Source organism: Streptomyces sp. NPDC058773, from assembly GCF_042746015.1.
Classification (GTDB): Bacteria; Actinomycetota; Actinomycetes; order Streptomycetales; family Streptomycetaceae; genus Streptomyces.
In genome coordinates this window covers 1-24007 of the sequence record NZ_JBHYPE010000023.1, presented here as the reverse complement: position 1 = coordinate 24007, position 24007 = coordinate 1, and the positions used below count along the sequence as shown (strand labels likewise).

24 protein-coding genes are annotated in these 24007 nt (G+C 70.0%); 8 read left to right on the top strand and 16 right to left on the bottom strand.

Annotated features, from left to right (window positions below; all coding sequences use genetic code 11):
* Positions 1-21 precede the first annotated feature (21 nt).
* From ACFW5B_RS20580 to ACFW5B_RS20555, 6 genes are all read right to left on the bottom strand, one after another.
* Positions 22-1482 carry a catalase gene (locus ACFW5B_RS20580; RefSeq protein WP_386441268.1) on the bottom strand — a complete coding sequence of 487 codons (1461 nt, stop codon included), beginning with the start codon at positions 1480-1482 and terminating at the stop codon, positions 22-24.
* Between the two features lie 182 nt (positions 1483-1664).
* The gene (locus tag ACFW5B_RS20575; protein WP_386441264.1) at positions 1665-4220 is read right to left on the bottom strand and encodes a SpoIIE family protein phosphatase; all 2556 of its coding nucleotides are present in this window, start codon (positions 4218-4220) and stop codon (positions 1665-1667) included.
* An 89-nt stretch (positions 4221-4309) separates the two neighbouring features.
* Positions 4310-4993, bottom strand: coding sequence for a class I SAM-dependent DNA methyltransferase (locus ACFW5B_RS20570; RefSeq protein WP_386441261.1), 684 nt, complete (start codon positions 4991-4993; stop codon positions 4310-4312).
* Positions 4994-5204: 211 nt separating this feature from the next.
* On the bottom strand, positions 5205-5936 hold the full coding sequence (locus ACFW5B_RS20565) for a DUF402 domain-containing protein (protein ID WP_386441258.1): 732 nt from the start codon (positions 5934-5936) through the stop codon (positions 5205-5207).
* Positions 5937-6024: 88 nt separating this feature from the next.
* Positions 6025-7452 (bottom strand): class II fumarate hydratase, encoded by a 1428-nt coding sequence (locus ACFW5B_RS20560; protein WP_386441255.1) that lies wholly within the window; start codon positions 7450-7452, stop codon positions 6025-6027.
* Between the two features lie 121 nt (positions 7453-7573).
* Positions 7574-7870: a hypothetical protein gene (locus ACFW5B_RS20555; protein ID WP_386441252.1), complete on the bottom strand. Its 297-nt coding sequence runs from the start codon at positions 7868-7870 to the stop codon at positions 7574-7576.
* A 296-nt stretch (positions 7871-8166) separates the two neighbouring features.
* On the opposite strand from ACFW5B_RS20555, the gene ACFW5B_RS20550 reads away from it, so the two are divergent.
* The 5 genes from ACFW5B_RS20550 (at position 8167) to ACFW5B_RS20530 (ending at position 12111) form a co-directional block, all read left to right on the top strand.
* On the top strand, positions 8167-8895 hold the full coding sequence (locus ACFW5B_RS20550) for a hypothetical protein (protein WP_386441250.1): 729 nt from the start codon (positions 8167-8169) through the stop codon (positions 8893-8895).
* Positions 8892-9572, top strand: coding sequence for a DUF4166 domain-containing protein (locus ACFW5B_RS20545; protein WP_386441247.1), 681 nt, complete (start codon positions 8892-8894; stop codon positions 9570-9572). Before ACFW5B_RS20550 ends, ACFW5B_RS20545 begins: the two co-directional genes overlap by 4 nt.
* On the top strand, positions 9569-10213 hold the full coding sequence (locus tag ACFW5B_RS20540; protein ID WP_386441244.1) for a TetR/AcrR family transcriptional regulator: 645 nt from the start codon (positions 9569-9571) through the stop codon (positions 10211-10213). Before ACFW5B_RS20545 ends, ACFW5B_RS20540 begins: the two co-directional genes overlap by 4 nt.
* Complete coding sequence (locus tag ACFW5B_RS20535) at positions 10210-10791, top strand: phage major capsid protein (RefSeq protein ID WP_386441241.1); 582 nt, start codon at positions 10210-10212, stop codon at positions 10789-10791. The genes ACFW5B_RS20540 and ACFW5B_RS20535 overlap by 4 nt, the downstream gene beginning before the upstream one ends.
* 126 nt (positions 10792-10917) lie before the next feature.
* On the top strand, positions 10918-12111 hold the full coding sequence (locus ACFW5B_RS20530; protein ID WP_386441238.1) for a phage portal protein: 1194 nt from the start codon (positions 10918-10920) through the stop codon (positions 12109-12111).
* Between the two features lie 234 nt (positions 12112-12345).
* On the opposite strand, the gene ACFW5B_RS20525 is transcribed toward ACFW5B_RS20530, so the two are convergent.
* From ACFW5B_RS20525 to ACFW5B_RS20505, 5 genes are all read right to left on the bottom strand, one after another.
* Positions 12346-12555 (bottom strand): DUF397 domain-containing protein, encoded by a 210-nt coding sequence (locus tag ACFW5B_RS20525; RefSeq protein ID WP_386441235.1) that lies wholly within the window; start codon positions 12553-12555, stop codon positions 12346-12348.
* Positions 12556-13282: 727 nt separating this feature from the next.
* A complete protein-coding gene (locus ACFW5B_RS20520; RefSeq protein WP_386441232.1) occupies positions 13283-14122 on the bottom strand; it encodes a helix-turn-helix domain-containing protein in 840 nt (279 codons plus the stop codon).
* The gene (locus ACFW5B_RS20515) at positions 14112-14636 is read right to left on the bottom strand and encodes a DUF6879 family protein (protein ID WP_386441229.1); all 525 of its coding nucleotides are present in this window, start codon (positions 14634-14636) and stop codon (positions 14112-14114) included. Before ACFW5B_RS20515 ends, ACFW5B_RS20520 begins: the two co-directional genes overlap by 11 nt.
* The gene (locus ACFW5B_RS20510) at positions 14620-14826 is read right to left on the bottom strand and encodes a hypothetical protein (RefSeq protein WP_093601018.1); all 207 of its coding nucleotides are present in this window, start codon (positions 14824-14826) and stop codon (positions 14620-14622) included. Before ACFW5B_RS20510 ends, ACFW5B_RS20515 begins: the two co-directional genes overlap by 17 nt.
* A gap of 219 nt (positions 14827-15045) precedes the next feature.
* Positions 15046-16728, bottom strand: a complete 1683-nt coding sequence (locus tag ACFW5B_RS20505; RefSeq protein ID WP_386441224.1) for a fumarate hydratase — start codon at positions 16726-16728, stop codon at positions 15046-15048.
* A gap of 167 nt (positions 16729-16895) precedes the next feature.
* Here ACFW5B_RS20505 and ACFW5B_RS20500 point away from each other — a divergent pair, with 167 nt between their 5' ends.
* Together ACFW5B_RS20500 and ACFW5B_RS20495 are read left to right on the top strand one after the other, a co-directional pair.
* Positions 16896-17777: a DUF1707 domain-containing protein gene (locus ACFW5B_RS20500; RefSeq protein ID WP_386441221.1), complete on the top strand. Its 882-nt coding sequence runs from the start codon at positions 16896-16898 to the stop codon at positions 17775-17777.
* A gap of 251 nt (positions 17778-18028) precedes the next feature.
* Positions 18029-18388 carry a WhiB family transcriptional regulator gene (locus ACFW5B_RS20495; RefSeq protein WP_386441218.1) on the top strand — a complete coding sequence of 120 codons (360 nt, stop codon included), beginning with the start codon at positions 18029-18031 and terminating at the stop codon, positions 18386-18388.
* Positions 18389-18507: 119 nt separating this feature from the next.
* Here the strand turns inward: ACFW5B_RS20495 and glpX are convergent, their stop codons facing one another.
* A complete protein-coding gene (gene glpX, locus ACFW5B_RS20490; RefSeq protein WP_386441215.1) occupies positions 18508-19539 on the bottom strand; it encodes a class II fructose-bisphosphatase in 1032 nt (343 codons plus the stop codon).
* A 232-nt stretch (positions 19540-19771) separates the two neighbouring features.
* On the opposite strand from glpX, the gene ACFW5B_RS20485 reads away from it, so the two are divergent.
* On the top strand, positions 19772-20281 hold the full coding sequence (locus ACFW5B_RS20485) for a DUF4245 domain-containing protein (protein WP_386441498.1): 510 nt from the start codon (positions 19772-19774) through the stop codon (positions 20279-20281).
* A 108-nt stretch (positions 20282-20389) separates the two neighbouring features.
* On the opposite strand, the gene ACFW5B_RS20480 is transcribed toward ACFW5B_RS20485, so the two are convergent.
* The 4 genes from ACFW5B_RS20480 to ACFW5B_RS20465 all read right to left on the bottom strand — a co-directional run.
* Positions 20390-20983 (bottom strand): malonic semialdehyde reductase, encoded by a 594-nt coding sequence (locus ACFW5B_RS20480; RefSeq protein WP_386441212.1) that lies wholly within the window; start codon positions 20981-20983, stop codon positions 20390-20392.
* Between the two features lie 270 nt (positions 20984-21253).
* Positions 21254-21547: an exodeoxyribonuclease VII small subunit gene (locus ACFW5B_RS20475; RefSeq protein WP_386441209.1), complete on the bottom strand. Its 294-nt coding sequence runs from the start codon at positions 21545-21547 to the stop codon at positions 21254-21256.
* Positions 21548-21576: 29 nt separating this feature from the next.
* Positions 21577-22812 (bottom strand): exodeoxyribonuclease VII large subunit, encoded by a 1236-nt coding sequence (gene xseA, locus ACFW5B_RS20470; RefSeq protein WP_386441206.1) that lies wholly within the window; start codon positions 22810-22812, stop codon positions 21577-21579.
* A 204-nt stretch (positions 22813-23016) separates the two neighbouring features.
* On the bottom strand, positions 23017-24007 hold a 991-nt coding region (locus tag ACFW5B_RS20465; protein WP_386441203.1), incomplete at its 5' end, for an amino acid permease.

Here is a 24007-nt window from a genome sequence, read left to right as displayed (position 1 = left end):
GGGGAGGAGGCGGCGCGGGCCTCAGCCCCCGTTCACCTTGTGGGCGATCCGGTCGCCCACGTTCTTGTCGATGTTGCGCCAGTACTGCAGCGCGCGGTCCATGACCGGACGGCTGACGCCGTTGAGGAGATGACCGGCGACATTGCTCACCAGCCGGTCGCGGGCCGCGTCGTCGAGGACCTGGCGGACCATCGTGCCCGGCTGGCCGAAGTCGTCGTCGTCCCGGTGCAGGGTGTAGGCCTCGCGGACCATGTCACCGCCGGTCTCCCAGCCCGCGGGCTCCCCGTAGCGCAGGGTGTCCGCCTCCGGTCCGCCGTAGCTGTTCGGGGCGTACGGGCGGGCCGCGCGGGACGGCTCGTACCGCATCGGGCCGTCCTTGGCGTACGAGTGGACCGGCACATGCGGCCGGTTGGGCGGCAGCTGGGCGTAGTTGGGGCCGATGCGGTACCGGTGGGTGTCCGCGTACGAGAACAGCCGGCCCAGCAGCATCTTGTCCGGCGAGGGGCCGACTCCGGGCACCATGTTGGACGGCTCGAACGCCGCCTGCTCGATGTGGATGAAGTAGTCCTCGGGGTTCCGGTTGAGCGTCATCCGCCCGACCTCGATCAGCGGGTAGTCGCCGTGCGGCCACACCTTGGTCAGGTCGAACGGGTTGAAGCGGTAGTCCGGGGCGTCCGCGAACGGCATGACCTGCACATACAGCGTCCACGACGGGGCGTTTCCGGCGTCGATGGCCTCGAAGAGATCACGCCGGTGGTAGTCGCCGTCCTCGCCGGCGATCCGGTCCGCGTCCTCCTGGGTGAGGAAGTCGATGCCCTGGTCGGTCTTGAAGTGGTACTTGATCCAGAACCTCTCGCCGCCGGCATTGACCCACATGTAGGTGTGCGAGCCGTAGCCGTTCATGTGGCGGTAGGTCTTGGGGATACCGCGGTCGCCCATCAGCCAGGTCACCTGGTGGGCCGACTCCGGCGAGAGCGTCCAGAAATCCCACTGCATGTCGTTGTCGCGCATCCCGTTGTCCGGGCGGCGCTTCTGCGAGCGGATGAAGTCCTGGAACTTGATCGTGTCCCGGACGAAGAAGACCGGGGTGTTGTTCCCCACCAGGTCGTAATTGCCGTCCTCGGTGTAGAACTTCAGCGCGAAGCCGCGCGGGTCGCGCCAGGTGTCGGGGGAGCCCTGCTCACCCGCGACGGTCGAGAAGCGGGCCAGCATCTCGGTGGTCTTACCGGGCTGGAACAGGTCCGCCTTGGTGAACTGGCTGACGTCATTGGTGACCTGGAAGAAGCCGTACGCGCCGGCGCCCTTGGCGTGCACCACCCGCTCGGGGACCCGCTCCCGGTTGAACTGGGCCATCTTCTCGATGAGGTAGTGATCCTGGAGCAGGATGGGGCCGTCCGGGCTCACAGTGAGGGAGTGCTCGTCGCTCTCCACCGGAACGCCGGCGTTGTTCGTGGTGCGCGGGACATGGTGCGTGCTGGTCATGGAGGAGTGCCTCCTGAATCGACGACGGGGAGCGAGGGCGGTCCGTCCCGTATTGGGGCAGTCGATCCCTTACGCCCACCAAAGCAGTCAACTCCTCCGACGGCATGTCGGCAAGAGTTGGACCCCGTCCGGTCTCAGACGGGGTCCAACATGTGGGACGGCGGCCGGATGCCCGGCGGACCTCAGCGGCGCTGCGCCCCCGGCGGCATCGACAGCTCGAACCAGACGACCTTTCCCATGCTCAGGCGGGTCGCGCCCCAGCGTCGCGCCATCCGGTTCACGAGGTAGAGCCCCCGCCCGCCCTCGTCCGACGGCCGGGCCTGGCGCAGCCGCGGCAGCTGCGGAACGTCGTCGCCGACCTCGCAGCGCAGTACGTCCGTTCGCAGCAACCGCAGCGTGATCGGCCGCTCCGCATACCGCACGGCATTCGTCACCACCTCGCTGACCAGCAGCTCCAGCTGGTCGGTCAGCTCCTCCAGACCCCAGCGCGCCAGCGCCCGCCGGGCCAGCCGCCGGGCCTGGCCCGCGGTCTGCGCCTTCGGGTCCAGATACCAGTACGCGACATCGCTCGGCGCGATCCCGTCGAACCGGGCCGCCAGCAGCGCGATGTCGTCATCGCGGTCGCCGGGGCCGAGCATGTCCAGCACCTCGTCGCACATCGGCTCCAGCGGCGGCGGATTGGGACCCGTCAGCCGGGCCGTCTCCGCCAGCCGCTCCCGCAGCTGCTCGATCCCGGTCCACACGTCCCGGATACGCGACTCGACCAGACCGTCGGTGTACAGGACGAGCGTGGCGCCCGCCGGGGCGTCCAGCTCCACCGCCTCGAAGTCCACCCCGCCGACACCGATCGGCGCGCCCGACGGCACCCGCAGCACCTCGGCGCGCCCGCCGCGGTGCAGCATCACCGGCGGCGGATGCCCCGCGTTGGCGATGGTGATCCGGTGCGCCACCGGGTCGTAGACCGCGTACATGCAGGTCGCCATGCGGTCCGTACCGAGCCGCTGGGCCTGCTCGTCGAGGTGGTGCAGCACCTCCTGCGGCGGCAGATCCAGACCGGCCAGCGTCTGGGCCGTGGTCCGCAGCTGGCCCATGATCGCGGCCGAGGTCATCGAGTGCCCCATGACATCGCCGACCACCAGCGCCACCCGGCTGCCCGGCAGCGGGATCGCGTCGTACCAGTCACCGCCCACCCGGGCCGTCTCGGCGGCCGGCAGATAGCGGCTGGCCAGCCGGACGCCGGTCGGCTGCGGCAGCGAGTCCGGCAGCATCGTGCGCTGGAGCGCGTCGGCGATGTACGCCTCGCGGCCGTAGAGCACCGCCTTGTCCACACCCAGCGCGGTGTGCGTCGCCAGCTGCGCCGCCACCAGCAGATCGTCCGGCTCGAACGCCGGCCGGTCCGGGCGGCGCAGGAACACCGCCGCACCGATCACCCGGCGGCGGCCCCGCAGCGGCGCCAGGATCACCCGGTGGCCGCCCGGCAGCCGCGGATCGGGCCCCAGCAGCTCGGGCAGCGCCGTCCGTGCCGCCTGCGCCTCGCCGAACAGCGGCCGGACGCCCCGCAGCACCTCGGCCAGCGGACCGCCGGGCTCCACCTCGGCCAGCTCGGCCGCGCTGCCGCCCATTGCCGGGCCCAGATCGGGCTGCGCGGGCAGCACCGGCAGCCGGGCGCCATTGGTGTCCGGCTCCTCCGGAATCCGGTCGGTACGGCGCAGCCGCAGCACCACCGGGCCGGTCGGCCGCTCGTCGCCCACCGGCAGCGGGTCCCGCAGATAGACCAGGATCGCGTCGGCGAACGTCGGCACCGTCGCCCGGCACAGCCCCAGCACGATCTCGTCGAGGTCGATGCCCCGGGCGATCCGCCGGGTCGCCGCCCCGATGAAGCGCAGCCGGTCCCCGCCGGCCTGCCGGGCCGCGGCCACCTCGACACTCTCGCCCGGGTGCGCAGAGCGGGCCGGCGGTGTGGGCAGCGGGGCCGGCGGCGGACCGGCCGGCGCGGGCACCTGCGCCCCGGCGGCCTCCCCGGCCGCCGGCCGCGACACCTCGCCGTGCGGCGCACCGGAGGCCGTGGACCGGCCGCCGTGCGGCGCCTGCTCCGGCACCGTCCCGCCCGGCTCCTCGCCGCGCGCCCGCGGGCGCCCGACACCGTTATCGCCGGGCCGCGGGCGCTGCCCGTGATACGGCTCCTCACCCGGCTCGGGCGCCCCGGCGCGGCCCACCGCGCCCTGCGCCACCCGCCGTCCGGCACGGGCCGTCTCCCGGCCCGCCCCGTCCGGCCGTCCGCTCGCCGGCATGGACACCTCCCCGTACGAGTCGCCGTACGCCTCCCCATACGGGACCGAGGCATTGCGTCCGGCGGCCTGGCCGCCGCGGTGTGCGGCGGAGTGATCGGTGGCGCGCCCGCCGGAGTGCCCGGCGGCGGCGCGGTCCGCGTCCGCCGACGGGTCCCGCCGCGCCGCGCCGTGGTCCGCGGGCGGCTCGCCGTCGTCGAGGCCGGACGGCGAGCCCGCCGAGGCCGTGACCGGGACGCCGGTGAAACCTATGTCGTCCCCGCCGCGCACCGCGAAGCCGGTGCCGGGCACCGGTACGCACCCGGCCGTGCCGGGCTGCTGCAGCGCGCTGCGCGGGTCGGGGACCGCGCCCAGCGGCGCCGTCCCGGCCGGCCCCCGGGCAGGGGACAGCGAGGACGCGGCGGTCGGGGCCGACTGCCGCGATTCGTGGGAGGTGGGGTGCTCCGTCACGCGTGGGATTCCATCCGTCCGGGGCTGCGCGCCCGACGCGCCGCGTTGCGGGCGTGCCGACCGTGCGGCCGCGCCCGACGCGCTGCGTCTCAAGCGCGTCGCAGGTGCAGAAAGAGCTGGATCTCGGGTGGTACGTCCGTACTTGACGGGGCGTATGCGTAGGCATCCTCCCCGACGACGTCGAAGCCCGCGTCATGCACGACCCGGCGCAGATCGTCCCGCAGGTAACCCGATACCCGGACCGAGTTGCCCAGGAACGGAATCGTGAAGTCGTCCACATCCGCCTCGACCATCGACAGGGCGAGCAGCCCCTCAGGACGTAGGAGATCATGCAGCATGCCCAGTGCGTAAGGGATTTCGGCACGGGGCAGCATCAGCAGGGAGAAAAAAGCGGCAATACCGTCGAAGGAGCCGGGGCCGCCGAGCCGGCCGCCGCGCAGATCGGCGATGTCCAGCCGGTGGAAGTCGGCGCCGGGGACGTGCTGCCGGGCCAGTTTGATCATCGAGGGGGAGAGATCGACACCCACGACGCGATGCCCGGCGTCCGCGAGCTGGCGGGCGCTCGGCAGGCCCGTACCGCATCCGAGGTCCAGGATGCGCGAGCCGGCGGGCAGGGTGTCGGCGAGCCAGGCGCCCGAGGCGAGCTGGCCCTCCTTGTGCGGGAAGGCGTCGTCATACCGGTTGCCGATCGCGTCGAACGCCTCGGCCTGGCCGGCCCGGTCCAGTGCTAACCGGTTCAGCCCCTCATATCCGTCGTAGCTAGTCGCACTCACGACCTCGCCCCTCCTGCGACCGCGGTCAAGTTCGTTTTCCAGTTCTGGAGTTGCGCCTGTGCAGTCTTGCGGAGGACGATCCTACGTTTGAAGGCCCGGGGCGCAGCAAGGGGGCTCGGCCCCGTCTCCCGCCCTGCGGGATACAGCTTTGCCCATAGGCGCACCTTTCCACGGTTCGCCCCCTTCACTCACGTCGTTTCACTTCACTCCCTCACGCCTGCAAACGCTCCGGTGCGCGGTCCCAGTCCTCCGGGAGCCGGGGAACACCCCAGGCCGGGTCGGGCCGCCAGTCCTCCCAGGCGTCGGCGAACGGTGCGCGCCAGGCCGAGATCTGTGCGATCGCGGCCCGGCCCGCGGATCTGACCTCGGCCGCCTGTGCGTCCGTCATCAGCCCGTCCCGCTGCGCCTGGGCGAACTCGTCCTCGTCCCGCCACTCCCAGTGCCGGTCCGGATAGACACAGATGTCGAGAAAGTGATCCTCGGAGTCAATGCCGCCCGCCCAACGGCGGCGCGGCTCCTCCAGATTGACGTACCAGTTCTTGAACTGCCAGCCGCGCTCCCAGAACAGCCACACCGACCACGGGTCGCCGGGCCGGGCCAGCTTCAGCACCCCGGTGCCGAACCACTGGTCACGGGCGGTCCGGCGGGGTTTGGTGTAGCGCGTGGACAGCGGCTCGCGGTGCACCGGGGTGCCGTCGGCGAGCACCGGCTTGACCACCGCGGTGCCCGGCGCCATCCATACGGCCAGCAGGTCAGCGGTGTCCTGGACCACGGTCATCGGCCGGCAGATGTGGAACCGCCCGGGGTCGGCGTTGTCGCGATAGCGCCAGAGGATGTGTTCCCCCGGCGCCCAGCGCGCCCGGTCCGCCGCCCGCCGCGCCGCGGGCGTCCTGCGCCCGCCGGCCGTCTCGCCTTCCCTCGTGTCCACTGTGTCCGCTGTCATGCGCAGATCTTAGTGGCGCCACATGACGCGCGCCGTGACCTGAGCCGCACCGGGTGTGACGAACGGGGTATCCTGCGCCGCCCCGTTGTTACGGACGCGTCATGCGCAGGACATCCAGCGCCTCGTCCAACTGCGCCTCGGTCAGCAGCCCCCGCTCGACATAGCCGCCCTCCAGGACCACCTCGCGAATGGTCTTCCGCTCCGCGAGGGACTTCTTGGCGACCTTCGCGGCCTCCTCGTACCCGAGGTACTTGTTCAGCGGGGTGACGACCGACGGCGACGACTCGGCGTACTCCCGGGCCCGCGCCACGTTCGCGGTGATCCCGTCGACCGTACGGTCCGCCAGCAGCCGCGACACATTGGCCAGCAGCCGCACCGACTCCAGCACGTTCTTCGCGATCACCGGAAGCATCACATTCAGCTCGAAGTTGCCGGCCGCCCCGGCCGCCGCCACCGTCGCGTCATTACCGGTGACCTGCGCCGCCACCATCAGCACCGCCTCCGGGATCACCGGGTTGACCTTCCCCGGCATGATCGACGAACCCGGCTGGAGATCCGGCAGCGCGATCTCGGCGAGCCCGGTCCGCGGTCCCGAGGCCATCCACCGCAGATCGTTGGCGATCTTCGTCAGCCCGACCCCGATCGTCCGCAGCTGCCCGCTGGTCTCGACGACCGCGTCCCGCGCCCCCTGCGCCTCGAAGTGATTCCGTGCCTCGGTCAGCGGCAGCCCCGTCGCCCGCGCCACCTCCGCGATCACCGCGGCCGAGAACCCGGGCGGGGTGTTGATGCCGGTCCCCACCGCCGTGCCGCCCAGCGGGAGTTCCGCCAGCCGCGGCAGCGAGGCCCGCAGCCGCTCGACGCCGTAGCGCACCTGGGCGGCATAGCCGCCGAACTCCTGGCCCAGTGTCACCGGCGTCGCGTCCATCAGATGCGTCCGCCCCGACTTCACGACCTCGGCGAACTCCTCGGCCTTCCGCTCCAGGCTCTCCGCCAGCTGCTCCAGCGCCGGGATCAGCTCGTCGAGCACCGCCGAGGTCGCCGCGATGTGGATCGACGACGGGAAGACGTCGTTGGACGACTGGCTCGCGTTGACGTGGTCGTTCGGATGCACCTCGCGCCCCAGCCGCTCACTCGCCAGCGTCGCGATGACCTCATTGGTGTTCATGTTCGACGACGTCCCGGACCCGGTCTGGAACACATCGATGGGGAAGTGCTCGTCCCACCGCCCCTCGGCGACCTCGGCCGCCGCCTCCTGGACGGCCGTCGCGATCTCCTTGTCCAGCACCCCCAGCTCGCCGTTGACCAGGGCGGCCGCCCCCTTGATGCGGGCCAGCGCCGCGATGTGCGCCCGCTCCAGCCGCTGCCCGGAAACCGGGAAGTTCGCCACCGCCCGCTGCGTCTGCGCCCGCCATTTCGCGTGCGCGGGCACCCGCACCTCGCCCATGGAGTCGTGCTCGGTCCGGAAGCCACCGGAGTCGTTGTCGCCGGATTCGCTGAAGTCACCGTTTTCGCTCATGACTCTCTCAGTACCCGCGGCCGCCGATCTGTTCCCGGATACGGAAGTCCGCTCACCCGACGGCGCACGCACGAGGGCCCGGCTCCGAGGAGCCGGGCCCTGGCACATCATCGCGGTGACGTCACCGCGCGCACTGCCTCTCCAACTCCCTCTTGTACGCATCGGCGGCGCTGAGCTCGCCGTTCGCCTTCGCCTTGTACTGGGCGACCTTGTCCCGGTCCGGGTAGGCCTTTTTGGCGAGCGCCTGGTACTTGTCGGCCGCGATCATGTGCTGCCTGATGGCCTTCTGGATGGCGTCGCACTTGGCGCTGCTCGCCGCCGTGGCACCCACCGGAGCGGCACTGGCCGGCGTGACTCCGGCGAAGGCGATACCGGCAACCGCCACGGATGTGACGGCAACCGCCAGCGAACGGCCCATTTTGCGCATGGTTCATGTCCCCCATGTGGTCGAGAAATGAGTGAGGTGACACAGGTCAGGTGTCACTCGAACAGTGTAGTGATCACCGTCGTGGCAGGTCTTCGGATTCCGCCTGCCATGGCGCCGTGTCGACGAGGACCGGCGTCCCCGGCCGGTGAACGGCGGCCGCTCCCGACACCTGAGCCGGAGCAACCTCCGCCCCGAGCCCCCTTCTTGAGCGACTGCTCAAAACGCCTTACGCTGTGTTTGAGCAGTCGCTCAAAACGTCTGGGACGGGGGAGCCGCATGGGGCTGCTGTGGAGATACACATCCGCGCCGGGCTCGACGAGGTCTGGGACCGCAGCCAGTTGCCGGACCGGCATCAAAGGTGGGACCTGAGGTTCAGTGAGATCGACTATCTGCCCTGCGCGCCGGGGGAGCCGCAGCACTTCCGCTACGCCACCCGCGTCCTGCCGTTGCTCACGGTCGACGGAACCGGCGTCTCGGCCGGTGAGCGCAACCGGCCCGACGGCACCCGGACTTCCGCCCTCCGCTTCTCCTCCGCACACCCGCTGTCGCTCATCCGGGAGGGCCGCGGGTACTGGCGGTACGTCCCGGACGGCGACGCGCTGCGGTTCCTCACCGGATACGACTACCGGCCGCGCTGGGGCCGCTTCGGCCGGGCCGTCGACCGGTTCCTCTTCCGGCCGCTGATGGGCTGGGCCACCGCCTGGTCCTTCGACCGGCTGCGGCTGTGGTGCGAGCGCGGGATCACCCCGGAGCGGTCGCTGTGCTGCGCCCTCGCCGAGCTGTTCGTCCGTACGGCCGCCGTTCTCGGCACCGCGGCCGTGGTCCCCGTCGTCGCCCCGGCGGCGGTGGCCGTCGTCGCCGTACTCGCCGTGACGGCCGCCGCGTTGCTGCTGCCGCCCACGCCGATCACCCCCGCGGCCCGCCGCTGCCTGCGCCGCCCGCCGGAGCGGGCCGCCGGACGCGGCGGGAACTCCGGCGCCCCGACCGCCCTCCTCGCCACCCTGGAGCCGTCATGACCTCGATATTCCAACGCGCCCTGGGCGCCGACTTCGACCGGCTGCACCCGCAGATCCGGCGGCGCTTCTCCATCGGGACCGACAGCGGTGAGGCCTGCGTCGGCCGGGGCACCATGGACCGGATCTGGCACGGCCGCAGCTTCGTCCGGCCGTTCCTGGCCCTCGGCGGCAGCCGCAACATCCTCGTCCCGCAGACCGGCCGGAACATCCCCTTCGTCATCGAGAATGTCCCGTACACCGACTCCTTCGGCCGCGAAACCGTCACCTTCGTCCGGACTTTCGCCTTCCCGGGCCGCCCCCGGCGCTTCGACGCCACGATGGTCTTCAGCGCCGAGCGCGGCTGCGTCGTCGACTACCTCGGCACCCACCAGCACCTCGCCACCGACCTGCACTTCTCGGTGGACGGCAGCGGCGCGCTGGTCATCCGCTCCGGCGAGCACCGCTTCCGGGAGGGGCCGGTCGACGTCCGGGTGCCGGACCTGATCGGCGGCGACGCCGTGGTGCGCGAGTCGTACGACGAGGAGGCCGGGCGCTTCCGCATCCAGGTGCGGGTCGGCAACCGGAGGTTCGGCCCGCTCTTCGGCTACGAGGGGTCCTTCACCGCCGAGTTCGTGGACGTCACCGAGCACGGGGTACGCGCCGGACTGCGGCCGCTGCGCGAGGAGGCCCGGACATGACCGCCGACACCCGTACGAAACTGCTCGCCGGCGCGCTGCGGACGGTCACCGAACAGGGCATCGCCAAGACCTCGGCCCGCAGCATCGCCGCCGCCGCGGGGGTCAACCAGGCCTTGGTCTTCTACCACTTCGGCAGCGTCGACGAACTCCTCGCGGCCGCCTGCCGGTACGGCGCCGAGCAGCGCGTCGCCCGCTACCGCGAACGCCTCGCCCGGGTCGGCACCCTCACCGAACTCCTGGAACTGGGCCGGGAGCTGCACGCCGAGGAGCGGGCTGGCGGCCATGTCGCCGTCCTCGCCCAGCTCCTGGCCGGCGCCCAGACCCAGCCCCGCCTCGCCCCCGCGACCGCCGCCGGACTCGCCCTCTGGATCGAGGAGATCGAACAGGTACTGGCGCGCGTGCTCGCCGACACCCCGATCGCCGCCTTCGTGGACGTCCCCGGCCTCTCCCGTGCCCTCGCCGCGAGCTTCGTCGGCCTGGAACTCTACGAGGGCGTCGACCCGGAGGGAGCCCTGGCCGCCCTGGACGCCCTGGAGCAACTGTCCGGGCTGCTCGGCGTCCTGGAAGACCTCGGGCCTGTCGCCCAGCGCGCGGTCCGGGCCCGGCTCCGGCGGGGTGGGGGGCGGCGGAATCGGACGTGACGGCCGGGGGCGTGCCGCCAGGGGCGCCCGGGTACGGCAAGAGCCCCCGGCGAGACGCCGGGGGCTCTGCGAAATCCTGCGGACGCGTCAGCTGCCCGGCCGCTGACGCCTTTGGCGGCAGCGGCACCAACCCGATTAAGGGAATCACCGGCCAGGGTGTGACGACCACTCTCGGCGCTGGAAAGCTCCCTTCCTTCGATGACCTGGCGGACGCGATTACGCGCGTCCGGATGGCCAATGGAAAGCCGTCGGTTGTGTACGTCTCGCCGGACGTTGAGGCCGCGCTCATGAAGGAGAAGGCGAGCACTGCGGGCACCTATCAGGCCGGTGCGCCGACTGGAACGCCGCTCACGACCGTTTGGGGCCTCCCGCTACTGGTGTCCGCGAACGTTGGCGCTAAGACGGCGATCGTCTGCGACGCGTCCCGCGTATTCTTCGGAATCCGCAGCCAGGCGTACATCAACGCTTCCGAGGATTTTCGATTCGACCGCGACCAGGTTACCTACCGAATTGTGGTGCGTGTGGCCGGCGCGTCCGTTGCCGAGGCTTCGAGCGTTCAGGTTGTCAAGGTTAGTTAGCCCGTAGAAGGGCCGTCCGGAGATAACCCGGGCGGCCCTTTGGCATTGGAGATCCACTGTGAAGTTTTTGATTCGCGCTCTGCGCAAGCGAACGAGGATGGCAGTTGGCCAGATCGAGGGTTGGTTGTGAGCTTCTTCAGCAGAATGACCGGCCGCTACTCCCAACCGCTTTCCCTATTCGGGAACGGCCGAGATGATGCCCTTTCGGGGCTGCGCCCCCGAACCTTCTCGGGGCGTTCCGTCACTCGGGAAAGCTCACTTCAACTCGTCGCCGTCTATGCGTGCCAGTCGCTAATAGCCGACGGGATCAGCATGCTTCCAGTTGACCATCTGACGAAGGCCAACGGAATACGGAAGAAGCTGGAAGACCGGAAGTCCCCGGCCTGGATTCACCAGCCCAACCCGCATCAGACCACTTACGAGTTTTGGCACCGTGTTGTCACGTCGCTTCTCTCCGATGGTAATGCGTTCATTGCAACCGACCGAGATGACCCAGGTAACGTCACGGCTCTTTACTGCCTGCATCCGCAGGATGTGGATATTGTTGACGGCCCTGTGGGCTCGAAGGCTTTTCGGGTTGGTGGTGAGGAACGGCTCTTCGACGTATCGCAGATCCTCCACATTCCGGCGTTCGCCGTTCCGGGGAAGTCTCGCGGCCTTTCCCCGCTTGAGGTAGCGCGGGAAGCTATCGGCCTCGGCCTCACGGCCCAAGAGTTTGGTACGAGGTTCTTCGAGCAGGGAACCACGATGACGGGTGTAATCGAGCACCCCGGTACGCCTCGGCCGGATGAAGCGAAGATGCTCCGCCACATGTTCCGCAAGACGCACGCGGGCGTGAAGAAGTCTCACAGCGTGGGAGTTCTGACGGGTGGCGCGAGTTTCAAGCCCATCACCATTGCGCCCGAGCAGGCGCAATTCTTGGAGACCCGTCGTTTCCAGAAGTCCGAGATCGCTCTTCTCTACCGCATTCCTGCATACCTGGTTGATTCCTCGGTCACGTCGACTTGGGGCACTGGTATCGAGGAACAGAACAAGTTCTTCGTAGACCAAACGCTGATGCCGTGGATCGTGCGCGTAGAGCAGGCCGTTTCGACGTTCCTGCTGCCAGCCGGCGAGTTCATTCGGTTCAATGTCGACGCTCGCTTGAGAGCGAAAACGAAGGACCGGTATGAGGCTTACTCGGTAGCGATCAACAACGGCTTCATGTCCCGCGATGAAGTCCGCGCCTTGGAAGATCTTCCGCCGCTCCCGAACGGCCAAGGAGCCGTATTCATCCAGCCGTTGAACATGGGGAAGCTCGGCGAGCAGTCGGCCGCATAGGAGAATGCCCCGCCCATCTGTCACGGGGGGAGACAGACGGACGGGGCGGCTCTCAATGCTCGCGCGGCCTTACGGGGCCGCGTGTGGCCGCTTGACGCCACCACCACAGCCCCCGGCAACTGGGAAGCGAGAGACCGAAGAACTCCCCGCACCGGGCACACCAGGGAACGCCGCTCACGGGGTCCGTGAGGCAATCGGTAGAGCAGCGGGGGCACTTCGGCACGGGACCTACTCTCAGGTGCTCAGGTCGTATTCACCTGCCTTCACAGCGGCCGTGAGGTCGGTCCACTGCGTGGCCGTCATGGTGACGATAGTGTCCGGCCGCTCGCTGTCGCGCAAGGCGACCACGCCCGGCACGTTCAGCGCGACCTCGGGGCAGTTGCCCACCTTCTTGTCGCGGCATGCGGCCGTCTTGACGAACGCGAATTCGGGGACTCCGCTCATGGTGCTTGATCCCTTCGACGTACTGCGGGGATACGGTCCCCGCGCCGTCCTGCAACCCGCCCCGGCCCCCTCGACCTGTCCAGGGTTTCCGCCAACCGGGGCGGGAGTTCATAGGTTGTGCGTCGCGGCAAGCGTGATGATCAGTCCGCAAGAGGCGGCTACCAGCAAGACGAAACACAGCCAGAAAATGCGGCCGAGGAATCGCTTCACCATTTGATCGGCTCCAGAGTTCCGCCCGAGCACTGAGGGCATGGAACCTTGTACGTGAATGCGCAGGTGTCGCACCCCGCGAATCCGCAGCAGTCCGGGCACCAAATGCGCTTGTGGTCCGTGCAAACACCGCAGTAGGTCAGAAGGACGGCCTGCGGCCTGTCCGCAGCCTGCGGGGCGCTCCTACGTCGAATGGCCTTGCCTGCTCGCTTTTGAGGCGCCTTGGTGGCGGTCATGCGTGTTTCCGGTCGGTGGCCCTCCGGTGCGGGCAATTTCGCAACTCGACGTTGCAATCCGCCGCCGCTGAAAAGTTCCCTCTAGCCTCGGCCTCTGCGCGCTGCTTGGCCAGCGCGGCACAAACCGCGCATCCTTCGGTTGGCTTCGGAGTGCTGGGAAGGAGCGACAGATGGACAGGCGGTGTCGTCATCGTGTTGCCGCTCATTGCTATGGGCCTCCCCGGCTCGGCTGCTCGGTGGCAAGCAATGATGCCGGGAAGCGTGCAGCGATAGACGCTCTATTAGCGTTGTCGGGTAAAGTTCATGGACCACTCGGCCAAGAGCTCCCGGCAGTCATCGCCAAAGATTGCGAACCGCTCGTACGCCTCAAAATCCCTGAGGTACGCCGTGACGTCTCTGTGGTCGCGCAAAATCAATGCCCCCGTGCCGGTTTCCACAGTGGCTAGCCGGCGGTCGTAGACCGTGAATGTGTTCAGTGGCCTTTCCTGGATGTGTCCACCCAAGGGGATCACGCCTAGCTGCACATTCGGAATACGGGAGACGGACGCGAGTCTGTCGAGCTGCATAGCCATAGCCATCGGGGGGAGTAGCGGCCACCTCACCGCCTGCTCGGTGAGAATGAACGTGAACGACTTCGAGGAGTCATAAAGCACCTGCTGTCGTTCTAGCTTCTTAGTAATGGTCTTCGACTGGTCGCCGGGAACGTCGGCAATGCTGGCGCGCACATAATCAGGCGTGGCTAGCAGTCCGGTAATCATCGACAGCAGGAAGAATCGGAACTCTGTCGAGACTGATTCGAGCGTCGCCAACTCGTTCTGTTTCTTTTCCAAACCCCTACGGCGAGAGGACCAGTGGTCTTGCCATTCCGTGTTGGCTGTTCTTGCTACCGCCAAAATTTCGGAAGCGACGGGGCCGTCGGTTCCGAGTGCTTCAATAATCACTTCGACGTCGACAAGAGAGGGCGTGAGCTTGCCGCCCTCGATATTGCTTACCTTGGTTTGAGACATGTTGCAGCGGCGAGCGAGCCAGGTTTGTGTTTTCCCGGCTCGCTTGCGCTGGCTTCTCAAGGCTTCCGCTAGGCCAGACCTGGATTGACCTAGGCTTTCGGGCTCAAACGTCAATGCCCTTCACATACTCCTCAAGGGGCACCGACTCAGCTACCGCGATGCGCTGGTATTCGATGAACCGGGCTACATCCCCTTCGTAGACTTCGCGGTTTATTTGCTGCCCGTCCGGGCGGTAGTTCATCAGCACCACTTCGGCACGGTCGAACATCCAGAAGTCTTGAACGCCAGCCAGCGGATTATCTCGGTCGGTCACATCGAGAATGCGGATCTGCTCACCCGCTAGCGCGTGGGGCGCGTAATACTGGGCGAACTCGAATTGCAGGTAGTCCGTTAGTGGCCGCGTCACGATGTGCACGCGCCCCTGAGCGCGCCCTTCTGCGGCTTGTCGGCGCAGTCGGTCGGTGTACTCATTCGATACGGCGTGGGGGTCGATTCGGGTCCCCGCTTTGAATGCCTCGAACTCGTCTTCCTCCTGCGGCATGAGGTATTGGGGCAGGGTCTCAAGCCTCCACGCTTCCTGCTGGAAGTCCTCGAACCGTGCGGCCCACTTCTCACCAGCCAAGAACACGAACGGCCTCCCTCAGTACGCTCTCGGGGATCTCCACAAGCCCTTCTCCCTCGGGCGGCGTGAACGCCTGGGAAAGGTCGCCCTGGACGACGAATGAGCCGTTGGCGGTGCGGTAGACGTTCGGGCAGTCATCTTTGCCGCAGGTGCCGTTTCCGTTGCCGGTGAGTCGGGTCAGTTCCTCGCGCGCCATGCTGAAACCCCCTTGTGGTGGCCCCTGTTGGGGCCTGGTGGCTACGACGGTACGAGGGGCTGGCACCCCCGTCTATGCGGCAACGCCAATATTCGCGTGGTCGGGTAAACCGTGGCCTCGGCGGCGCTCTGGGCAAGCCTGTGTGGGCCGTCTGACCCACGGGCAACAGCAGAGCCCCCGGCGGGCGCCGAGGGCTCTGTGAGGCTGCCAGGGGATGACTCAGGCGAGGCCAGGGCCCCGCACGGGGATGCTGGTGAACGTCGGCTGCTCGGGTTCCCGTGAAGTGAAGAAGTCGTTGCCCTTGTCGTCGACGACGATGAAGGCGGGGAAGTCCTCGACCTCGATCTTCCAGACGGCTTCCATGCCGAGTTCCTCGTACTCCAGGACCTCGACCTTCTTGATGCAGTCCTGGGCCAGCCGGGCCGCGGGGCCGCCGATGGAGCCGAGGTAGAAGCCGCCGTGGGCGTGGCAGGCGTCGGTGACCTGCTGGGAGCGGTTGCCCTTGGCGAGCATGACCTTGGAGCCGCCGGCCGCCTGGAACTGCTCGACGTAGGCGTCCATCCGGCCCGCGGTCGTCGGGCCGAAGGAGCCGGAGGCGTAGCCCTCGGGGGTCTTGGCCGGGCCCGCGTAGTAGACGGGGTGGTTCTTCAGGTACTCCGGCATCTCCTCGCCGGCGTCCAGGCGTTCCTTGATCTTCGCGTGGGCGATGTCGCGGGCGACGACCAGGGTGCCGGTGAGGGAAAGGCGGGTCTTGACCGGGTGCTTGGTCAGCTCGGCCAGGACGTCGTCCATCGGGCGGTTGAGGTCGATGGCGACCGCGTCGAGGTCCGCGCCCGCGCCCTCGGTCAGCTCCTCGTCCGTGGTCTCCGGGAGGAAGCGGGCCGGGTCGGTCTCCAGCTGCTCCAGGAAGACGCCCTCGGCGGTGATCTTCGCGACGGCCTGGCGGTCGGCGGAGCAGGAGACGGCGATGGCGACCGGGCAGGACGCGCCGTGGCGGGGCAGGCGGACGACGCGGACGTCGTGGCAGAAGTACTTGCCGCCGAACTGGGCGCCGATGCCGATCTTCTGCGTCAGCTCGAAGACCTTCTCCTCCAGCTCCTTGTCGCGGAAGCCGTGGCCCGTGGGGGAGCCCTCGGCCGGCAGCTCGTCGAGGTAGTGCGCGGAGGCGTACTTGGCGGTCTTGAGCGCGTACTCGGCGCTGGTGCCGCCGACGACGATCGCGAGGTGGTACGGCGGGCAGGCGGCCGTGCCGAGCGAGCGGATCTTCTGCTCCAGGAACTTCATCATGGAGGCCTCGTTGAGGACCGCCTTGGTCTCCTGGAAGAGGAAGGACTTGTTGGCGCTGCCGCCGCCCTTGGCCATGAAGAGGAACTTGTAGGCGCCGCCGTCGGTCGCGTACAGCTCGATCTGCGCCGGGAGGTTGGAGCCGGTGTTCTTCTCGTCCCACATGGTCAGCGGGGCCATCTGCGAGTAGCGCAGGTTCAGCTGGGTGTAGGCGTCGTAGATGCCGCGGGAGAGCGCTTCCTCGTCGCCGCCCTCGGTCAGGACCTGCTGGCCGCGCTTGCCCATGACGATCGCGGTGCCGGTGTCCTGGCACATGGGGAGGACACCCGCGGCGGCGATGTTGGCGTTCTTGAGCAGGTCGAGCGCGACGAAGCGGTCGTTGGCGCTGGCCTCGGGGTCGTCCAGGATCTTGCGGAGCTGGGCGAGGTGGGCCGGGCGCAGATAGTGCGAAATGTCGTGCATCGCCTCGGCGGCCAGCTTGCGCAGCGCCTCCGGCTCGACCTTGAGGAACGTCCGGCCGTCGGCCTCGAAGGTGCTCACGCCCTCCGAAGTGACGAGGCGGTACGGGGTGTTGTCCTCACCTACGGGGAGCAGGTCGGTGTAGGCGAATTCCGGCATCGAAGGTCATTCCTTACTCGGAGAGGTCCGGCTGGCATCTACGGCAGCGCCTGAACAGCGTAGAACCCTGGTGCGCGGATGCCGGTGTGAGGTAAGGCTCAGTCGGCGCGGTCGCCGGTCCGTTCGATCCCTGGTCGCGATCTATCGCGTTTCGGTACGCTGGGGCGGTGGATGCAGACAACGGGGGACGTCCGGGCCCTGAAACCCCGCCCGGACCGCTACAGAAGCAGGAACGGCAGCCGCTGGACATGACCAAGCCGGCGGCCCCGCCCTCGCCCGCGGTGGCCGAACGCGACATCCGGGCGTCCGACGCGGACCGCGACCGGATCGCCGGGATCCTCCGCGAGGCGCTGGCGGAGGGCCGGCTCGACCCGGAGGAGCACGCGGAGCGGATCGACGCGGTCTACCGCGCCAAGACCGTGGGGGAGCTGGAGCCCGTGGTGCGGGACCTCCCCGTCGCGGGCGCCGGCCGGCCGCGGCAGGACGCGGGCGGCTCTGCGTACGGGCCCACCGCCCCGGTTCCCGACCAGAACCTCGTCGCGGTCTTCAGCGCCGCCGTCCGGAAAGGTCGCTGGCGGGCCCCGGCGCGGATCAACGCGGTGGCGTTCTTCGGCTCCGTCGAGATCGATCTGACCGAGGCGGTCTTCCCGCAGCAGCAGATCCAGATCAATGTCACGGCGGTCTTCGGCAGCGTGGAGATCCGGGTCCCGGAGAACATCACGCTGCGCAGCAGCGGCTCCGGCATCCTCGGCAGCTTCGAGGTCGAGACCCATGACGCGGAGGACGCCGACGCCCCGCAGGTGGTCGTCAACGGCTATGCCGTGCTGGGCAGTGTGGAGGCCAAGCCCAAGCGCGGCGCCTGGATCCGTGATCTGCGCGACCGGCTGCGCCAGGGGCACCGGGAGATGCGGCAGCAAGTGCGCGAGGAGCACCTGCAACTGCGCGAGCAGCACCTGCAGTTGCGTCAGGAGCAGCGGGAGTGGCGCGAGCGGCACCGTGCCGAACGCCGTGAGCGCCGGGACCGGTTCCGCAAGCACTGGGACGACTGACGGCGGGTGGCGGCGCCGGCTCGGGGCCGCGGCCGGCGGGCGTGCCGGGCGCGCGTCCCGGTGTTCCCGGAGGCTTCGTCCGCCGGCGCTTGTCCCGTTGTCGCACGATCGCCACGGTGTGCATAAGCGTGCGCACAGCGGGTAGGGCTGGTGCATCGTCTCTCGTACGGCTGCGGGGTGCGGAAAAAGGCCGTGCGCAGCGAGACGGGCAAGGGTGATTCTCGCGCCGAAGCCGTCGTCAGGAGTAGACCGTGCTGCTACCGCAACAGCCCCTGCAGGATGCCGCTGTCGTTCCGTCCCAGCAAGTGCCTGCTCGCGACGAGGCCGGTCCCTGGCACTCGGAGGCGGTGTGCCGCCGTGACGAAGCCGGGCTGTTCTTCGCCCCGTCCAAGGAACCCACCGCCGCCCGGCTGGCCAGAGAAGAGGCCGCGAAGCGGGTCTGTGCCCGCTGCCCCGTGATGGTCGAGTGCCGCGAGCACGCCCTCCTCCAGCCCGAGCCGTACGGGGTGTGGGGCGGGCTCACCGCGGCCGAGCGCCGGGTCGTGCTGACCCGCCGCCGGCGCCGCGAGAGCGAGCTCCAGCGCGCGGCCCGTATCCCCGCGGCGGGCTGACCGCCGCGGCACCGCTTCGGCCCGTACGGCGCAGCACAGGAAGCAGGGGTCATGCCGCCCCCGTCGGAGACTCTCCGGCGGGGGCGGCATGTGTGTACGGGGGCCGTACGGCCGTCTGCCTAGCTGGGGCGCTCGAAGTCCACCGAGCTGTAGGCGCGCAGCTTCGACAGCCGGTGCTGGGAGTCGATCTGGCGGATGGTGCCGGACTTGGAACGCATCACCAGGGACTGGGTGTAGGCGTTCTCGGCGCGGTAGCGGACCCCGCGCAGCAGCTCGCCGTCGGTGATGCCGGTGGCGACGAAGAAGACGTTGTCGCCGCGGACCAGGTCGTCGATCTCCAGCACCTTGTCCAGGTCGTGCCCGGCGTCCAGCGCGCGCTGCCGCTCCTCGTCGTCCTTGGGCCACAGCTTGCCCTGGAAGGCGCCGCCCAGGCACTTCAGCGCACAGGCCGCGATGATGCCCTCGGGCGTCCCGCCGATGCCCAGCAGCAGGTCGACGCCGGTGCCCTCACGGGCGGCCATGATCGCGCCCGCGACATCGCCGTCGGCGATGAACTTGATCCGGGCCCCGGCCTCCCGGACCTCCTTGACCAGGCCGTCGTGGCGGGGACGGTCCAGGATGACCACCGTGACGTCCTCGACCGCGGACTTCTTCGCCTTGGCGATCCGCTTGATGTTCACCGCCACCGGGGCCGTGATGTCGACGAAGTCGGCGGCCTCCGGGCCCGTGGCGAGCTTGTCCATGTAGAAGACCGCGGACGGGTCGAACATCGAGCCGCGCTCGGCCACCGCCAGCACGGAGACCGCGTTCGCCATGCCCTTGGCGGTCAGCGTCGTGCCGTCCACCGGGTCCACGGCCACATCGCACTCCGGGCCGGTCCCGTCGCCGACGCGCTCGCCGTTGTAGAGCATCGGGGCGTTGTCCTTCTCGCCCTCGCCGATGACCACGACGCCGTTCATCGAGACGGTGTGGATCAGGGCGCGCATGGCCTTGACCGCCGCGCCGTCCGCGCCGTTCTTGTCACCCCGTCCCACCCAGCGGCCCGACGCCATGGCTCCGGCCTCGGTCACCCGGACGAGTTCCAGGGCGAGGTTGCGGTCCGGGGCCTCGGGGCTGACCTCGAGTTGGGACGGGAGATGATGCTCGGTCATCGAGCGCACCTTTCTGTACGGCGACGGCCGTGGAGGATGAGGGTGATACCGACCTTATCCGTAGCGCGCCAAAATGAGCAGAGGGCCCCACGCATGAGCGGCTCCCCGAGAGTCCGGTGCCCGGTCGTTTGTGCAGGTGACAGCTGTCACCGGGGGGCCTGTCCGGTCCGCGGCGGCCATAGGGGACCATAGGGGCGTGGCAGGTATGCGAGGCAGGCAAACGGTGCGGGACATGGTCCTGTCGCTGGCGGTGATCGGCGTTCTCGTCGGGGCGATCTACATCTTCATCCCGCACGACGAGAGCGCGGACGCGGCGAAGAACGCGGTCAAGCGGGTCGACTACCGCGTCGAACTGATCACGGCCCGGCGGGCGGCACCCTATGCGGTCGCCGCGCCCGAGGGGCTGCCCAGGACCTGGCGTGCCACCTCCGTCTCGTACCGGGCGAACGAGGACGGCAAGGGCGGCGCCTGGCATCTGGGCATGCTCGACCCCGAGCAGCAGTACGCGGCCGTCGAGCAGAGCGACGCCCTGCCGCGGAAGTTCATCAAGGACGTCACCCTCGGGGCGGCCAAGGTCGAGGGCAAGCAGGCCGTCGGCAGCAAGAAGTGGGACCGCTACGAGGGCGACAAGTACCGGGCGCTGGTCCGTGCGGAGTCCGGAGTGACCACGGTCGTCACCGGCACCGCGCCGTACGGACGGCTCGCCGACCTGGCCGCCGCACTGGTGGCGAAGAAGGGCTGACGAGAGCGGAACGACGACGAGGCCGCCGCACCCGGGAGGGGTGCGGCGGCCTCGTGCGTGGATCGGCTTTCCCGCGGGACGCCGCGAGCGGCTGCTGCCGGGGCGGGCTCAGACGGTGGTGACGGCCTCGTCGAAGGCCAGCCGCGGCGAGCGCGGGAAGAAGGCGTCGGCGCCCGGCTTGCCGATGTTGATGACGAGGAAGGACTTCTGCTTGCCGTCGCCGAAGAACTCCTTGTCGATGCCGGTGAAGTCGAAGCCGGTCATCGGGCCGGCGGCCAGGCCGGCGGCGCGGACGCCGACGATGAAGTAGCCGGCCTGGAGGGTGGCGTTCTGGGTGCCGGCCACCTCGCGGGCCGCGGCCTCGGAGAAGAACGAGTCCTTGATGCCCGGGGCGGCGGGGAAGAGCTTCGGCAGCTTCTCGTGGAATTCCAGGTCCACGGAGAGGACCGCGGTCAGCGGCGCGCTGAGGGTCTTCGGGCCGTTGGCGCCCATGGCGTGGGTGACCAGGCGGCGGCGGGCCTCCTCGGAACGGACCAGGGTGATCCGCAGCGGCGTCTGGTTGAAGGCGGTCGGACCGTACTTGACCAGGTCGTAGACGGCCTGAATCTGCTCGTCCGTCACCGGCTCGTCCGTGAACGTGTTGGCCGTCTGGGCCTCGCGGAACAGGAGGTCCTGGGCGGCGGCGTCAAGGGCGAGAGACATAAAGGCACCTCGGTGAGTCAGCTGGGGGGTTCGGTTGCGGCGGTGCTGCGGGCGCCGGTGGCTGCGGCGCCCTCACAGACTGCTGTACGGGAACCACTGTAGACAGGGTAGATTAAGTTTCAACTAAAATTGGATCATTGTGAGTCGGTTCACAATGGGGGGCGGCGCGGGCCGGTTCCGGGGCGTTTCGCAGTGCCGGTCCGGGGCCGGTTCCGGTGCGCGGGGCCGTCCCGACTGCGGAATTCCGGTGCCCGGGCCGCCGTCGCCGCTCTAGGCGCGCTCCGCCCCGGACTCGCCCGACGGCTCCGCCAGCGCCGCGTCCAGCCGGGCCCGCGCACCGTCCAGCCAGCGGCGGCAGACCTTCGCCAGCGCCTCGCCGCGCTCCCACAGCGCGAGCGACTCCTCCAGTGTCGTGCCGCCCGCCTCCAGGCTGCGGACGACCTCGATCAGCTCGTCCCGCGCCTGCTCGTAGCCGAGCGTGGAGTCCACCGGGGCCACCTGGGCCGCACCGGCCGCCGCACCCTGCTCCGCGTCCGCCACGTCGTCCGTCTTCGCCTTCGCCATGTCTCCCACCCTAAGAGTCCGTCCCTGCACTATTCGGCGGCCGTGGCGGCGCCCGGGGCGCCGTCCACCCGCACCGTGAACGCGCCCTCGGCCACCCGGGCCCGCAGGCTGTCGTCCGGGCCGACCTCCCGCGGTGAGCGCACCGCCGTCCCGTCCGGCTTCTGCAGCACCGCGTAGCCGCGCTCCAGCGTCGCCTTGGGGGAGAGCGCGACCACCCGCGCGAGGGTGTGCGTCAGCTCCGAGTCGGCGCGGTCCAGCAGGTGCCCCAGGGTCCGCCGGGCGCGCTCCAGCAGGGCCGTGACCTGCTCCTCGCGCTCCTCGACCATCCGCTGCGGGCGCTGTATGGAGGGGCGGTGGAGCGCCGCGGCCAGCCCCCGCTCCTCGCGCTGCACGAAGCCTTCGACGGCGCGCCGCGCCCGCTCCCGCAGCTGCTCGACCCGGGCCAGCTCCTCGCCGACGTCCGGCACCACCTTCTTCGCCGCGTCCGTCGGCGTCGAGGCCCGCAGATCGGCGACCAGGTCCAGCAGCGGGGAGTCCGGCTCATGGCCGATCGCCGAGACGACCGGCGTCACGGCAGCGCTCACCGCCCGGATCAGCTGCTCGTCGGAGAACGGCAGCAGATCCTCCACGCTGCCGCCGCCCCGGGCCACGATGATCACGTCGACCTCGGGCAGCGCGTCCAGCTCCTGGACCGCCGCGACCACCTGCGGGACGGCATGCACCCCCTGCACCGGGACGTTGCGCACCGCGAAGCGGACGGCGGGCCAGCGGTGCCGGGCGTTCTCCAGGACGTCCCGCTCCGCGGCGCTCGCCCGGCCGCAGACCAGACCGATCAGCTGCGGCAGGAACGGCAGCGGCTTCTTGCGGTCCGCCGCGAACAGGCCCTCCGCCGCCAGCGCCTTCTTCAACTGCTCCAGCCGGGCGAGGAGTTCACCGACCCCGACCGGCTTGATCTCGGCGGCCCGCAGCGACAGCTGGCCGCGCGGGGCGTACCACTCCGGTTTGGCGTGCACCACCACCCGGGCGCCCTCGCTGACCACATCGGCGACCTTGTCGAAGACCTGGCGGTAGCACGTCACGCTCACCGAGATGTCGTACGACGGGTCGCGCAGCGTCAGAAACACCACCCCCGCGCCGGGCCGCCGCGAGAGCTGGGTGATCTGCCCCTCGACCCACACCGCGCCGAGCCGCTCGATCCAGCCGCCGATGAGCCGGGACACCTCGCCGACCGGGATCGGCGTTTCCGGGGACGTAGAAACAGCCATACGAGCGAGAGTAGCGGCGGCCACTGACAGTGGCGGCGGCCGCGCGGCGGGTGGCCACGGCCGCGGGGCGGGTGGCCGGTGGTCGCGCGTTCGTCGGCGCTCGGGGAGGCGTCCGGCGGGGCGCCGCCCGGCGGCCGCCTCGCGCGGGACGTCCGGTCTCGTGGCCTCCCGCTGTCGGCTGCCCGGCCGTCCCGCGGTCCGGCCTCAGGCCCGCGCCCGTCCGCCGTGCTGCACCGCCAGCACCACCAGCCCCGCCACCAGCCAGACCGCGCCCACCAACTGCGCGGTGTGGGACGCCTCGGCGAGCACCGCGAGCACCACCGCCAGCCCCGCCAGCGGCACCACCGCATGCCGCAGCACACCCGGCCCTTCGCCCCCGGCCTCCCGGCGCCGCCCGGCCCGCGGGTGCCCCCGCCGTCCGCGGATCCAGAACCAGCCGATCACCGAGGCGTGCAGCAGGGCGAACGCCGTCAGCGCCCCCACGTTCACGATCGACGACAACTGCGCCGGCCCGTCGTCCCTGCGGGCCGCGCCCACCGCCGCCAAGAGCGTCACCAGGGCCGCCCCCAGCAGCGCCCGGCGCGGCGTCCCGCTGCCCGCGTCCACCTTCGACATCGCCCCCGGCAGCCGCCGGTCCCGGGCCATCGCGAACAGCAGCCGGCCGGCCGCGGCCTGCCCCGCCAGCGCCGCGAACGCCGCGCCGACCGCCTTGCTCACCGCCACCAGATCGTGCAGCCACCGCCCCACCGCCGAGTCGACCGTGGTGTAGAACGCCGCCCCCTGCTCCGCGGGCCGGGCGGCCAGCTCCGCCGCGCTCATCGGCATCAGCAGCGCCGCCAGATACGTCTGCACCGCGAACAGCACCCCGGCCACCACCAGACAGACCAGCACCGCCCGCGCCACCCGCTCCGGCCCGCCGGACCCCCGGCCGCCCGGCCCGCCACCGGCCTCCTCCGCGAACGACGCGATCGCGTCGAAGCCCAGATAGGACAGCACCGCCACCGACACCGCGGCCGGCACCGCCCCGACCGAGAAGCCGCCCTCCCCGGTCAGCGGCGCGGCCCAGCCCCGCGGAGCCCCGTGGGCGACCAGCTCCACCACCGCCGCCACCACGAACACCGCGAGCACCACGATCTCCATCGCCAGCACCGCGAACCCGGCCCGCGCCGCGGTCCGTACGCCCGACAGGTTCAGC